General features: G+C 64.3%; 11 protein-coding genes. 8 read left to right on the top strand and 3 right to left on the bottom strand.

The annotated features are described in order from the left end of the window. The first annotated feature begins 69 nt into the window (after positions 1–69). From M3A49_RS08410 to M3A49_RS08400, 3 genes are all read left to right on the top strand, one after another. Positions 70–1,548, top strand: coding sequence for an NAD-dependent succinate-semialdehyde dehydrogenase (locus M3A49_RS08410; RefSeq protein ID WP_266228275.1), 1,479 nt, complete (start codon positions 70–72; stop codon positions 1,546–1,548). Between the two features lie 20 nt (positions 1,549–1,568). Then, the gene (locus tag M3A49_RS08405) at positions 1,569–2,960 is read left to right on the top strand and encodes an aspartate aminotransferase family protein (RefSeq protein WP_266228274.1); all 1,392 of its coding nucleotides are present in this window, start codon (positions 1,569–1,571) and stop codon (positions 2,958–2,960) included. A 261-nt stretch (positions 2,961–3,221) separates the two neighbouring features. Beyond that, positions 3,222–3,977 (top strand): helix-turn-helix domain-containing protein, encoded by a 756-nt coding sequence (locus M3A49_RS08400; protein WP_081771625.1) that lies wholly within the window; start codon positions 3,222–3,224, stop codon positions 3,975–3,977. Positions 3,978–4,057: 80 nt separating this feature from the next. Here the strand turns inward: M3A49_RS08400 and M3A49_RS08395 are convergent, their stop codons facing one another. Then, complete coding sequence (locus tag M3A49_RS08395) at positions 4,058–5,707, bottom strand: alkaline phosphatase family protein (RefSeq protein WP_254357152.1); 1,650 nt, start codon at positions 5,705–5,707, stop codon at positions 4,058–4,060. A gap of 289 nt (positions 5,708–5,996) precedes the next feature. Between M3A49_RS08395 and M3A49_RS08390 the strand changes: the two genes are divergently transcribed. After that, entirely contained in the window at positions 5,997–6,992 is a 996-nt protein-coding gene (locus M3A49_RS08390; protein WP_266228273.1) for a Gfo/Idh/MocA family protein, read from the top strand. Positions 6,993–7,014: 22 nt separating this feature from the next. On the opposite strand, the gene M3A49_RS08385 is transcribed toward M3A49_RS08390, so the two are convergent. Next, on the bottom strand, positions 7,015–7,950 hold the full coding sequence (locus M3A49_RS08385; RefSeq protein ID WP_254357154.1) for a LysR family transcriptional regulator: 936 nt from the start codon (positions 7,948–7,950) through the stop codon (positions 7,015–7,017). A 137-nt stretch (positions 7,951–8,087) separates the two neighbouring features. Here M3A49_RS08385 and M3A49_RS08380 point away from each other — a divergent pair, with 137 nt between their 5' ends. The 3 genes from M3A49_RS08380 (at position 8,088) to M3A49_RS08370 (ending at position 10,022) form a co-directional block, all read left to right on the top strand. Next, on the top strand, positions 8,088–8,924 hold the full coding sequence (locus M3A49_RS08380) for an MFS transporter (protein WP_254357155.1): 837 nt from the start codon (positions 8,088–8,090) through the stop codon (positions 8,922–8,924). Positions 8,925–8,973: 49 nt separating this feature from the next. Then, positions 8,974–9,495, top strand: a complete 522-nt coding sequence (locus M3A49_RS08375; RefSeq protein ID WP_266228272.1) for a hypothetical protein — start codon at positions 8,974–8,976, stop codon at positions 9,493–9,495. A 98-nt stretch (positions 9,496–9,593) separates the two neighbouring features. Continuing rightward, positions 9,594–10,022 (top strand): YybH family protein, encoded by a 429-nt coding sequence (locus tag M3A49_RS08370; protein ID WP_266228271.1) that lies wholly within the window; start codon positions 9,594–9,596, stop codon positions 10,020–10,022. Between the two features lie 79 nt (positions 10,023–10,101). Here M3A49_RS08370 and M3A49_RS08365 read toward each other — a convergent pair whose 3' ends face one another. Next, positions 10,102–11,508: an MFS transporter gene (locus M3A49_RS08365; RefSeq protein ID WP_266228270.1), complete on the bottom strand. Its 1,407-nt coding sequence runs from the start codon at positions 11,506–11,508 to the stop codon at positions 10,102–10,104. A 470-nt stretch (positions 11,509–11,978) separates the two neighbouring features. Here M3A49_RS08365 and M3A49_RS08360 point away from each other — a divergent pair, with 470 nt between their 5' ends. After that, entirely contained in the window at positions 11,979–12,947 is a 969-nt protein-coding gene (locus M3A49_RS08360; protein ID WP_266228269.1) for an AraC family transcriptional regulator, read from the top strand. The last annotated feature ends 58 nt before the right edge of the window (positions 12,948–13,005 follow it).

Below are 13,005 nucleotides of genomic sequence, written 5' to 3'. Positions count from 1 at the left end.
AAAAAAATCGCGATGCTGTCGGCCCCAGAATGGATTGCATATCGACAGACCTGACAAGGAGTAGACGAGATGCTGCCAGGACACCCCATTCTGTTTAAATCGCTGTGCTACGTGGACGGCCGCTGGGTGCATAGCGACAGCGCGGCCACCTCGGCCGTGCAGAACCCTGCGGACCAGTCGGTGATCGGCCACGTGCCCATGCTCGTCCGCGCACAGATCACCGGTGCAGTCGACGCCGCACAGCGCGCCTTCGAATCGTGGCGGTGGGTCTCGCAAACGCAGCGCAGCGCGGCGCTCATGCGCTGGCACGAGCGGATCGTGCGGCATCAGGAGGATCTGGCGGCGCTGCTCTCGCTGGAGCAGGGCAAGCCGCTGGCCGAATCGCGCGGCGAAATCCGCTATGCGGCGAGCTTTGTCGAATGGTATGCGCATGAGGCGAAACGCCTGGCAGGCCGTACGATTCCCACCCATATCGACGGTGCACATCTGGGCACGGTGATGGAACCGGTAGGGGTCGCGGCGCTCATCACGCCATGGAATTTTCCGGTGGCGATGATCACGCGCAAGGCCGCCGCTGCGCTCGCCGCAGGCTGCACGGTCGTCGTGAAACCCGCGCACGAAACGCCGTATTCGGCGCTCGCCTTGGCGCAACTCGCGGAGGAGGCCGGCTTTCCGGCGGGCGTCTACAACGTGGTGCTCGGCGAGCCGCAAATGGCAATGGAAACGCTGGTGAGCGACACGCGCGTGCGTGCCGTGAGCTTTACGGGATCCACGCGAGTGGGCTCGCTCGTCACGCAGGCGGCGGCGCGCGCGGGCATCAAGAAGGTCGCGCTGGAACTGGGCGGCAACGCACCGTTCATCGTCACGGAAGACGCCGATCTCGAGCAGTCGGTAAGGATTGCCGTGGGCGCGAAATTCCAGACCTCGGGCCAGGACTGCTGCGCGGCGAACCGTATTTTCGTGGCGCGGCCGCTTTACGAAGCGTTCGTCGAGCGCTATGCGGCAGCGGTGCGCGCACTCAAGACCGGCCCCGCATTCGAGAAAGAGGTGGACGTGGGCCCGCTCATGCACCAGGCCGCGTTCGACAGCACGGCCGCGCGCGTGGCGGATGCACGCGAGAAGGGCGCGCGCATCGTGGCGGGCGGCCAGCCGCATGCGCTGGGCGGCTGGTACTACGAGCCCACCGTGATCGCGGATGCCGCGCCCGGCATGCGCGTGTACGACGAGGAAAACTTCGCGCCCATTTCGGCGGTCTGCCCGTTCGACACGCTCGACGAAGTGATCGCCAAGGCGAACGACACGGAATATGGCCTCGCGGCCTACGTGTGCGCGACGCGCATGGATACGATTTTCCAGTTGGTGCGGCGGCTCGACTTCGCGATGGTCTCGGTGAACGGTGTGAAGTTCACGGGCGCGCCCATTCCATTCGGCGGCATGAAGGCCTCGGGCCTTGGCCGCGAAGGTGGCGCGGAGGGCTTCGAGCCCTTCGTGGAAACCAAATATTTTTGTCTTGGCAACCTCGGCCTGCCGCTCGCGGCCATGGCCTGAACCGGAATCAGGAGGACAACATGACTCAACGCATCGACGCACTCTTCGAGCAGGACCGCGCGCACTTCATGCACCCGTCCACGCACGCCTACGACCACGAGAGCGGCGCGCTGCCGGGCAAGATCGTACGCGGCGGTAAGGGCATCCGCATCGAGGACCACCAGGGCAAGCAGTATATCGATGCCTTCGCGGGTCTCTACTGCGTGAATATCGGCTATGGCCGTACCGAAGTCGCCGACGCCATGTACGAGCAGGCGAAGCAGCTCGCGTACTACCACACTTATGTGGGCCATTCGTCGGACGCGATCATCGAGCTGTCGTCGCGCATCATCGACTGGGCGCCTGCCGGCATGAAGAAGGTGTACTACGGCATGTCCGGTTCGGATGCGAACGAAACGCAGGTCAAGATCGTCTGGTACTACAACAACGTGCTGGGCCGCCCGAACAAGAAGAAGATCATCTCGCGCGATCGCGGCTATCACGGCTCGGGCATCGTCACGGGCAGCCTCACCGGCCTGCCGAGCTTCCATCAGCATTTCGATTTGCCGATCGACCGCGTGAAGCATACGGTCTGCCCGCACTGGTATCGCAAGGCGCCCGCGGGCATGAACGAGGCGCAGTTCGTCGCGTACTGTGTGGAGGAGCTCGAAAAGCTGATCGCGCGCGAAGGCGCGGACACGGTCGCCGCGTTCATCGCCGAGCCGGTGATGGGCACGGGCGGCATCATCGAGCCGCCCAAAGGCTACTGGCCTGCCATCCAGGCGGTGCTGCGCAAGCACGACATCCTGCTGATCTCCGACGAGGTGGTGTGCGGCTTCGGGCGTCTGGGCTCGAAGATGGGCGCGCAGCACTTCGGCATCGAACCGGATCTCATCACGGTCGCGAAGGGCCTCACGAGCGCGTATGCGCCGCTTTCCGGCGTGATCGTGGGCGAGAAGGTCTGGGACGTGATCGCGCGCGGCTCGCAGGAGCACGGGCCGATGGGGCACGGCTGGACCTATTCGGGGCACCCGGTGTGTGCCGCGGCCGCGCTCGCCAATCTGGCGATCCTCGAGCGTGAAAAGCTCGTGGAGAATGCGGCTCAGGTCGGTTCGTACTTCGGCGCGAAGCTGCGCGAGGCGTTCGGCGCGCATCCGCTCGTGGGCGAGGTGCGCAGCGTGGGCATGCTCGCGGCGCTGGAGTTCATGGCCGACAAGGAAGCGCGCAAGCCGTTCGACGCGGCGCTGAAGATCGGGCCGAAGGTGTCGGCGGCGGCGCTGCAGCGCGGCGTGATCGCGCGCGCCATGCCGCATGGCGACATCCTGGGCTTTGCGCCGCCGCTCGTCATGACGCGCGCGGAGGCCGACGAGATCGTCGGGATCGTCAAGCAGGCCGTGGACGAGGTGGCCGAGCGCAGTCTGGTAGCGGGGTGAGCCCCAGAGCGCGTGTCAACGATTGACGGTTCACGCCACGAGCCGCCGTACGCGAGTACGGCGGCTTTTTTGTTCCCGCCGGGCTTGCGCAGGTGTTGCTTTTCGGCCTCTTGCGCTCGCGCAAGAGGCCGTAAAACCGCTGCCTGACAAGGCTCAAAGGGCTGCGGTTCTGGTGCGCGGCATTTTGCCACCACGTTGACGCACGCGCATGGTGTGACAATGCGTCGAAATCTTAAAAAATGTTAAAGAAGGAGTCGTTCGATGCTCTCACCCGTCGCAGGATCGGCTATCGTCGTGCGCCAAAGCAGCCGCGCTCCTCTCGCTGGAACGCCACCCAGCGCACGCTGTTCGGGGTGCTCCATGCGCCATCTTTGCATGCCGCAAGGTCTGCCGGCAGAAGACCTGCCGAAGCTCGAGGCGCTGATCTGCGGGGCGCGCAAGGTGCGCCGCGGCGAGGCGCTGTATCGCTCGGGCGACCGCTTCGACAGCTTGTACGCGGTGCGCTCCGGCTCGCTCAAGACGCTGATCGTCAACCGCGACGGCCGCGAGCAGATCACCGGGCTGCGTCTCGCGGGCGACGCGCTGGGGCTCGACGGCATCGCCACCGACGTGCACGCGTTCAGCGCCGTTGCGCTCGAAGACAGTTCGATTTGCACGCTTCCCTACGCGGCGCTCAAGGGCTTGTGCCGCGAAAGCGGCACGATGCAGGACCGGCTGCACCGGCTCATGGGCGACCAGTTCAACCAGGAAGCTTCGCAGATGATGGTGCTGGGCTCGCTCACCGCCGAAGAACGTGTGGCCGCCTTCCTGCTAGACGTTTCGTCGCGCAACTGGCAGCGCGGCTATTCGCAGGCGGAGTTCCGTCTGCGCATGTCGCGCGAGGACATGGGCAGCTACCTGGGCATCACGCTCGAAACCGTGAGCCGGATCCTGTCGCGCTTCCAGAAGCGCGGCCTGATCGACGCGCAGGGTAAGCTGATCCGCATCTGCGATATCGAGGGGCTGCAGACGGTTTGAGCGGGCCGCTGACGCGGCAGCCATCGAACTTCCGATGACTGCCGCAGCGAGCCGCGCCTTGCGCGGCTTCCAACTTCTCCTTACTTCTCGTCGAGACCCAGCCCCGGCAGGCGATGCGTGCCTTCGAGCTGGACCGCATGCAGCAGATGCGGATCCAGGTCGAGCGCGCTCAGGATCGTCGGTGCGACCTGGGTCGTGAAGACGTAGTGGTCGTCCGTGCGGCCGGCGTGGTGAATGCCGGGGAACGAGACGACGAGACCCAGATGGCTGTCGTCGGGGGCGTTGCCGCCGTGCTCTTCGTCCTTCGCCGTGCTCGACGTATAGATCACGCCCGGGTTCGGCTGCACGATGATGTCCGGCGTGCGGCCGTTCGACGGATTGCCGAACCAGTCGGCAAGGCGGTCGCCGGTGAGGATGTACGCCTGCGGACCGTCCGCGCAAATGCCCGGCGCGTTACAGCTCAGGTTCGCCTGCAGCGTCTTCACCACGGCGTCCTTCTGGCTCTGATCGCGCAGCCAGATCAGGCCCACGTCGTCGGTCTGCACCATGCCGGTGCCCGGGAGGCCCGAGCCGTCGTTCAGGTTGCCCGTCTTCGTGCTGTTCTGGCCGAAGTTGCCGTTCGGGTCCAGGTAGTTATTGGCTTCGAGCAGCTTCGTGAGCGTGTCGCCGTTCTTCACCAGCTTCGAGTGATCGGTCGGCGACTGGCCGTGCTTGGCCGTCACGATGATGAGCGTCGACGAGTACAGGTTGCGCTGCTTCAGTTCCTGCACCACGCGCCCGAGCGAGTTGTCCAGATACGTGATGGCCGCGGCGACCTGCGGGCCGGGCGTGAAGTCCGCGTCGAGATAACCGCCTTGTTTCGCCACCGGCGACTTCTGCGCGACGCTAAGCGTCTGGAAGTTCGCGCCGAACATCGTGGGCACCGGCGCGCTCGTCTTGCCCGTCGAGTCGAGGCCGTCGATCTCGTTGATCAGCGCCTGCACGTGGATGTTGTCGAAGACTTCGGTATGCGTGTAGGTGTCCAGATAATACATGCCGGTCTTCGGATCGATCGAATTGATCTCGGTGCGCGCCAGATCGTCCACGCCCTTGCCCGAAGGCCCGTTGACCCAGTCGTAGCCCCAGGCATGCTTGTCCGCCCACGCGGTGCGCGCGCCGTGGATGTTCTGCTTGATGACTTCGAAGACGGTGTTCGTCTTGATGTAATTGTGCGGGTACACGGGCGTGCAAACGCCGTTGACCTTCGCGTAGGGAATGGCTTGCGGATTGAACGCGCCGCCGCCGTCGAGGTGGATCAGCGCGCCGCCGTTCTCTCCGTCGATGCCGGTCGTTTCATCGAATACGACGTTCCAGCCTTGCGGGCCCTTGCACTGCGAATCGAGCGGTGCGTAGAGGGTACGGTCATATGACACGTCATAGAAGAGGCCCGCGCTCTTCGGCGATCCGCCCGTCACCAGTGCCGTAAGGCCCGGGAACGAGTCGGACAGATGCGGCGTATGGGCGTTCGTGTAGGTCACGCCCGACTTCGCGAGCAGCGCGAGGTTGGGGCAGGCATTGCTGCCGATGCAACGAGCCACATCCTGTTCATGCAGGCCGTCGAAACTGATGAGCAGGACGTGCTTCACATCCTTCATGTCGCCTGCGTAAGCCGTTGTGTGCACACCCGCAAGTGCCATCGCACCCGCGCCAACGACTGCGCCTAACCGCGACCACCGGCTCGTATTCTCCATCTTTCACCTCGTTTTTTGTATTGCATTTGTGGGGACCTGCGCACAGCCCGAGCAATGTGGGGCTGGAAGGCGAATCTCTCGTGACGGCATGCTTTCATCTTGCCGTCAGTTGTTATCAGTTGTTGCAAGACGCGTTTGCGAACGAGTGAAGTGAGGGTTTTCGCGGGTGTAGACTCCTGCATTCGAGCGTTCGCGGTTCGCGGTGCAGTGCTCGTTTACAGCGCTCGTTAAGAGTGAGTTCCATTCAGTCCATTCCGGGCATCACATAATCGAATCCAGAGGGAACGTCATGGCAAAGGATGAAATCGTCTGGGGCATCCTGGGTACGTCGAAGATCAACGATAAGGTCGTCGTGCCCATGCACCACGCACCGAAGTGCCGCGTTAAAGCGGTTGCTTCGCGTTCAGCGGAGAAGGCCCAGGCTGCCGCGGCGAAATATGGACTCGCGCACGCGTACGACAGTTACGAGGCGCTACTGGCAGACCCGGAAATCGACGCGGTCTATATACCGTTGCCCAATCACCTTCACGTGGAGTGGGCGATCAAGGCCGTCGAGGCGGGCAAGCATGTGTTATGCGAAAAGCCGGTCGGGCTCGATGCGCAACAGGCGCAACGATTGATCGCCGCGCGCGACAAGAGCGGGCGGTACATCCAGGAAGCCTTCATGGTGCGCACGCATCCGCAGTGGCTCAAGGTGCGGGCGTTGATCGAAGAGGGCGCGATAGGCGAATTGCGGGCGGTGACCGGCGGCTTTACCTACTACAACACCAATGCGCAGGACATTCGTAACCATAGCGAAATGGGCGGCGGCGGCTTGCTGGATATCGGCTGTTATCCCATCACGACGTCGCGCCTCATTCTCGGGCGTGAGCCGAAGCGCGTGGTCGCGCTGATGGAGCGCGACGCGTCGTTCGAAGTGGACCGCCTTGGCTCCGTTCTGATGGATTTCGATGGCGTGCAAGCGAGCTTCTTTTATTCCACCCAGATTCATCCTTACCAGCGCATGCAGTTTCATGGCACGACCGGGCGCGTCGAGGTCGAGATTCCATTCAATGCACCGAATGACCGACCGACGCGGCTGCTGTTGAGCAAGCAGGGAGAGGCCGATCGCTGGCTGGAATTGCCGGTATGCGATCAATACGGCGTGGCAGCGACGGTTTTCGCCGAGGCGATACTGACCGGCACGCCGCAGGCGATCGCGCTGGAAGACGCCTGCGCGAACATGCGCGTGATCGACGCCGTGTTCTGCTCGGCGCGCTCGGGCGCGTGGGAGAGCATCGCTTGACGTCGAAGTACCGCGGGTGGGTTCAACGCCCCCTGGTTTGAACCGCACCCGCCTTGCGGCTCTTCACGTGGTCGATGAATGCGCGCAGCTTGGGCATGATCTGGCGGCGGCTCGGATAGCAGAGAAACACGCCCGGCAGCATCGGCGCGCAGGCGTCGAGCACGCGCACGAGTTTGCCCGCTTTCACCGCCTCGGAAACCATCGGCTCGGGTAGCTGCGCGAGGCCTATGCCTTCCAGCGCCGCGCCCATCATGGTCGGGAAATCGCTGGCGATCAGCGGTCCGGAGACGGCGATCTCCATGGCGTGCCCGTGGTCGTCGAAAGACCATGAGGCCAGCGCGCCGTTGGAGCGCCGCCAGCGCAAGCAGGCGTGCTCGCGCAGATCCTCTGTGTGGCGGGGCCGTTTGTTGGCGGAAAAATAGGCAGGACTACCGACGACAACGAGCCGGAACGGCGGCGTCAGCGGCACCGCCACCATGTCGGCGGCGACGAGTTGACCGAGCCGGATGCCGGCATCGAAGCCTTCCGCCGCGAGATCGACCACTTCCTTGCTCACGGCGATTTCCACCTCCACTTCGGGATAAGCCTGGCAGAACGAAGCGAGCAGTGGCTCGAGCAGCAGCGGGACGACCGCGCGCGGCACGGAGAGCCGCAACAAGCCCGTGGGGCGCTGGCCGAGGTCGCGCGCGACTTCGCTCGCGGCGACCAGTTCCTCGAAGGCGGGCTTTGCGCGCGAAAGAAACCGTTCGCCGGCTTCGGTCAGGCCGACGCTGCGCGTGGTGCGCACGAAAAGCGCCGCGCCAATGCGCTCTTCGAGCACACGCACTGCCTGGCTGATGGCCGAAGGCGTCACCCCGAGGTCCGCTGCCGCCTTGCGAAAACTGCGGTGCCTGGCAACGCTCAGGAACGCCTCCACGCCATCGAGCGCACCTTGCCTGACTGTGAAGTTCTGCTTCATAGCGCATCAACATTGTGATGAATAGTCGCTCGCGGGAAACGATGGTACACCTAACGTGCCGGCCGATGACGCGCGCAAACCGCGTCGCACGCAGGCAGGATCCACGCGAAGTCCGGCATTCATCTGGAGAACCATTGATGAGCACGCCCGCCGTTCCCGTTGGCATCATCCCGCCGCGCCCGGCCTGGCGCAGCCTGCGCTGGGTCGCACCGCTCACGTTGCTGTGGATCGCCGTGATGTACTGGCTGCCGGCGATTCCGGGCAGCGGGTTTCAAACCACGGCGCACCAGCTCATCGCCCAGATGTTCATGGCGCTCGGATTGTGGCTCGGCCTCGAACGCACCGACCTGACGCTGAGCCAACGCCGCGCGACCTGGCTTGCGATTCTCATGGCGCATGCGCTTTGGTTTGCAGTCGTCTGGAGCGCGGCGATCCATGGCGTCTTTCGGCTGAGCGCCGTACCGCCGCCGTTGCCGTGGCTACCGTTGGCGATATTCCTTCCGGTGATTGTCGGCACGCCGCTACTGCTGCTGTCGAAGCGGGTAGGGCAAGTGCTCGACGCGATGCCGGCGGCCTGGCTCATTGCGCTGCAGTTTTACCGCGTGTTCGGCAGTTGGGCGATCGCTGCGTGGCTGCACGGCGCGATAGCCGGCGTGGACGCGCTGCCGGCGGGTACCGGCGACTTGCTGACCGGCCTGTTCGCCGTGCCGGCGGCCATCGCGGTGGCAAGCGGCACGGCGCGGGGGCGCAAGGCAGCCATCGCCTGGAACCTTTTCGGGCTCGCCGATTTCGCCGTCGCCGTGACGCTGGGGATGATCACGGCGCCCGGACGATTCCAGCTGATCGCGCCGGATATGCCGAGCCTCAACGCGGGCACCTGGCCGTATGTACTGACGCCCGCGTTCGTCGTGCCCAGTTCGATCCTGCTGCATGCGCTTTCGCTGCGCCAGGTGTTCCGGCGTCGCGCTGCATGATCTCCCTTCGTTTCATCCACTCATCGCAAAGCACCTTGCAGGAGGCAACATGTCACCGGAATCGATCTTTCGCTTGCATCTCGCGCTAGGGTATGTCGCCTGGCTCCTTTGCTTTACCGTGTACGTCTGGCCCCGGCTCAAGTCGATGGACCCATTCGACGCGCAACGCGCGATCGCCACGCTGCACAGCTTCCGCTTCTTCGGGCTGGTCTTCATGCTGCCGGGCGTCGTGAGTCCCGATCTGCCCGCGAGCTTCGCCGTGCCCACGGCCTATGGGGACCTCGCAACAGGTGCGCTGGCCATGCTGGCGCTACTCGCGGCGAGAAAGCGCCCGGTGTTCTGGTTCTTCGTCGTGGCGTTCAATCTCGTGGGCGCGGTGGATCTGGCTTTCGCCTACTACCACGCCATCCAGGCCGGTGTGCCTGTCCACGCGGGAATATTGGGCGCGACGTACGTGATTCCCGTGATCGTCGTGCCGCTGCTGGCGATTACGCATGGCGCCGCCTTTTATTTGCTGCTGCGTCCGCAGGGCAAGGCCGCCCGAGTGCTCGCTAACGCTTCGCGCACCTGAAAGGCACGGCGGCAAATTCACTGGACAGAGGCCGAGCAGCGTTGCTTTAATAAGCAGCCGTTCATTCGCCAACGCAACCGGGTTCAGGAGACAACACAGTGGACAAAGCCGCCGATCCGATCCTGCAGGTGCTGCACCAATACAAAGCCGCGGTACTGGCCAAAGACGTCGATGCGTTCGTCGCGCTCTACGACCCGGACATCCTGGCCTTCGATATGTGGGGCGCCTGGACGTACGAAGGCATCGCGTCATGGCGCACCATGGTGGAGGGCTGGTTCGGCTCGCTGGGCGCCGAGCGCGTGATCGTGGATTTCAGCGAGGCGCAGACCACCGTCTCGCAGGACCTTGCCGTGGTCCACGCCTTCGTGAGCTACAAAGCGGTGGCGGCGGACGGCGAGGAATTGCGCTCGATGGACAATCGCGTGAGCGCGACGCTCAGGCAAACGGGCGACGGCTGGAAGATCTTCCACCAGCATTCGTCCTCGCCGATCGACCCCGCGACGACGAAGGTCATTTTCAAACGTTAGTCGCTGCAAGGAAAAATGCCCGACACACGGTCGGGCATTGCAGGCGGAGCATGACGGGCGCGAGCGGCCCGCCATGCCGTTACTGCTGCGCCTTGCCGGGCACCTGTTGTCCGCGCAGCGAACAGCCCTTCGTCTCGATCACGAAGAAGAGTGCGATGGCGCCCACCGCGCACGCGGCCATCATGTAGTACGCCGGAACGAGCGGGCTGCCGGTCTTGTCCACGAGCCAGTCGCTCACGATCGGCGCGGTGCCGCCGAACAGCGAGGTCGAGACGTTGTAGGCAATCGCCATCCCCGCATAACGCACCTGCGTCGGGAACATGGCGGGGAACATCGCCGAGATGGTCGCGAGCTGGGGCGCATAGAGCAGGCCGAGCACGGCGAAGCCGATCAGCGCGCCGGCCACGCCGTGGCGCATCAGCAGGAACATCGGCACGGCGGCAACGAACAGCCCGACCAGCGAGAACCACCAGAGCGTCTTGCGGCCCACGTGATCGGAGAGCCGGCCCGCGAACGGCAGCAGGGCCATCATCGCGAGCATGCCGATGAGCGGAATGAGCAGCGACATGTTCTCGCTCACGCCCAGCTCCTTGTGCATGTACGTGGGCATGTACGCGAGCAGCACGTAGTTCACGACATTGAGCGCGACCACGAGCCCGCCGAGCAGGACGAGCGGCACGCGGTGCTCGCGCAGCAGCGTGCTCAGCGAAATGGCCGGGCGCTCCCGCTCCTGTTGCTCGAACTTCTCTTCCATCTCGCGGAATACCGGCGTGTCTTCGATGCGCGAACGCAGATAGAAGCCGATCAAGCCCAGTGGCGCCGCGACGAGGAACGGCAGACGCCAGCCCCACGCATGCATCGCGTCGTTGCCGAGCGAGAGCGACGCCGCGAGCATCAGCAATGCGCCCAGCGAAAAGCCGGCCAGCGTGGCGAACTCGAGGAAACTCCCGCAGAAGCCGCGCCGCGCGTCGGGCGCGTATTCGGCCATGAAGGTCGCCGCGCCGCCATATTCACCGCCGGTGGAGAAGCCCTGGATCATGCGCAATACGATGAGCGCCGCGGGTGCGAGCCAGCCGGCTTTCGCATAGGTTGGCAGAAGGCCCACGAGCAGCGTGGCGCCCGACATCAGCAGCACGGTCAGCGCGAGCACTTTCTTGCGCCCGAAGCGGTCGCCGAGCGGTCCCCAGAACAGGCCGCCGAGCGGGCGAATCAGAAATGAAATGGCAAAGGTGCCGAGCGCGAACAGCGTGGCGCTTGCCGTGCTGCCCGGAAACAGCGCCGCGGAGATATAGGCGAGCCCATAGGCGTAGATGCCATAGTCGAACCACTCGGTTGCATTGCCCAGCGCGGCGGCGGTGATGGCGCGGCGTGGCAGCGTGTGCGCGCTGCCGGTGGGGGCGGCGTGCTGGTCGTGGTCGGGAGTTGACGTGTCGTCCCATAGGGACCGGCCCGGCGTGGGGGAATGCCAAGTTTCGGCGAATCGCATAAGACGTCCTCTTGTCAGGAACCGCGGCCCGAATGGCGCGCTTGAGCGATCAAGTTAGTCCCGTCAATTTCTGTTTCCGATGTCATAGGACGATTTCGCATCGGGACTTTCCCTGCCTGCGCATCACGAGTACCCGTCGCGCCGGTGCAGTGGCGATTTTTGACCGTTCCTTGGGCTTCGCGCTTGATCGAGTGGCAGCAACATTTGCCGTTTTTGTGGTGGTTGAGCTGCTTCGCGGTTCGCCAGCGAGGGCTGTTGCTATGCACAAAAGTTGACTTCCGGCACACTGGAATCGGCCCAGGACTAACCCGAATGCAAGAAAGTATCAGCCTGCGGTCTGATTTTCAGTGGTGGAGGCGTGCCGCGGCGGGTAATTTTCAGTCATGGCGGCGCGCGGTCCGAGGGTAGGTCCAGCGTATGCGCGAGCAGCCGTCGCAGAACAAGAAAAAAACCGTGCAGGAGGAGTCGAGATGCAAACCTTTGGGGCAGCCACGGCGCGCGCGAGCGCGCCTTGCGCCACACATTCCCAGCCTGACCTCGAACTGGTCGCGGTGCCGCGCGACGAGTCGTTCAAGGTCTGGTCGCACGGCTACCCCTATCGGACGGTGCGCTGGCACTTCCATCCCGAGTACGAGATCCACCTCATCACCGCGACCACAGGCAAGTATTTCGTGGGCGATTTCATCGGCAGCTTCGCGCCCGGCAATCTCGTGATGATCGGACCGAACCTGCCGCACAACTGGGTGAGCAGCGTGCCGCACGACGAGCCGGTGGACGAACGTTGTCTCGTCCTCCAGTTCGATGCGGATTTCATCGCCCGCGCGATCGATGCGTTTCCCGAATTCAGGCGCGTGGAGGCGCTGCTCGACGCGTCGCGCTGGGGGCTCCTGTTCACGCAGGAAACGGGCGCGGCCGCCGAGCCGATCCTGCGCGAGATGCTGGGCGCACAGGGCATGCGGCGTGTCACGCTCTTCATCGACCTGCTCGATCTGCTCGTGCAAAGCGAGGAGCCCGCGGCGCTCGCAAGCGAGGCGTATCGCGCCGACCCGGCCCGCTATGCGGGCACGCGCATCAATCACGTGCTCGCCTTCATCGGCAAGAATCTCTCCCAGGAGCTGCGCGAAACGGAGCTGGCGGAACTCGCCGGGCAGAGCGTAAGCGCGTTCTCGCGCTATTTCCGTCGCCATACGGGCGTGTCGTTCGTGCGCTACGTGAACCAGCTGCGCATCAATCTGGCGTGCCAGCTGCTGATGTCAGGTGAACTGAACATTACCGACATCTGCTATCAGGTGGGCTTCAACAACCTCTCGAATTTCAACCGCCAGTTCCTGTTGATCAAGGAAATGTCGCCGTCGCGCTGGCGGTCTTATCAGCGGCTCAATGCCGCGAGCGCGGCCAGCAAGAGCGAAGCCTTGTACGGCGCGCCTGCGATCGGCTAGCGGATCGCCCAGCAAGAGACATTCAAACGCAGTGCGCATGTCAGGTATTGCGGAGGAC

Origin of the sequence: Paraburkholderia sp. CNPSo 3076, from assembly GCF_026343935.1 — a bacterium.
GTDB lineage: Bacteria > Pseudomonadota > Gammaproteobacteria > Burkholderiales > Burkholderiaceae > Paraburkholderia > Paraburkholderia nodosa.
The sequence above is the reverse complement of the archived record's forward strand: the minus strand, read 5'-3'. Positions and strand labels throughout refer to the sequence as shown.

Bases quoted from the DNA above. Each gene is read 5' to 3' on its own strand.
- M3A49_RS08410 (WP_266228275.1), top strand. From the start codon at position 70: ATGCTGCCAGGACACCCCATTCTGTTTAAATCGCTGTGCTACGTGGAC.
- M3A49_RS08405 (WP_266228274.1), top strand. From the start codon at position 1,569: ATGACTCAACGCATCGACGCACTCTTCGAGCAGGACCGCGCGCACTTC.
- M3A49_RS08400 (WP_081771625.1), top strand. From the start codon at position 3,222: ATGCTCTCACCCGTCGCAGGATCGGCTATCGTCGTGCGCCAAAGCAGC.
- M3A49_RS08395 (WP_254357152.1), bottom strand. From the start codon at position 5,707: ATGGAGAATACGAGCCGGTGGTCGCGGTTAGGCGCAGTCGTTGGCGCG.
- M3A49_RS08390 (WP_266228273.1), top strand. From the start codon at position 5,997: ATGGCAAAGGATGAAATCGTCTGGGGCATCCTGGGTACGTCGAAGATC.
- M3A49_RS08385 (WP_254357154.1), bottom strand. From the start codon at position 7,950: ATGAAGCAGAACTTCACAGTCAGGCAAGGTGCGCTCGATGGCGTGGAG.
- M3A49_RS08380 (WP_254357155.1), top strand. From the start codon at position 8,088: ATGAGCACGCCCGCCGTTCCCGTTGGCATCATCCCGCCGCGCCCGGCC.
- M3A49_RS08375 (WP_266228272.1), top strand. From the start codon at position 8,974: ATGTCACCGGAATCGATCTTTCGCTTGCATCTCGCGCTAGGGTATGTC.
- M3A49_RS08365 (WP_266228270.1), bottom strand. From the start codon at position 11,508: ATGCGATTCGCCGAAACTTGGCATTCCCCCACGCCGGGCCGGTCCCTA.
- M3A49_RS08360 (WP_266228269.1), top strand. From the start codon at position 11,979: ATGCAAACCTTTGGGGCAGCCACGGCGCGCGCGAGCGCGCCTTGCGCC.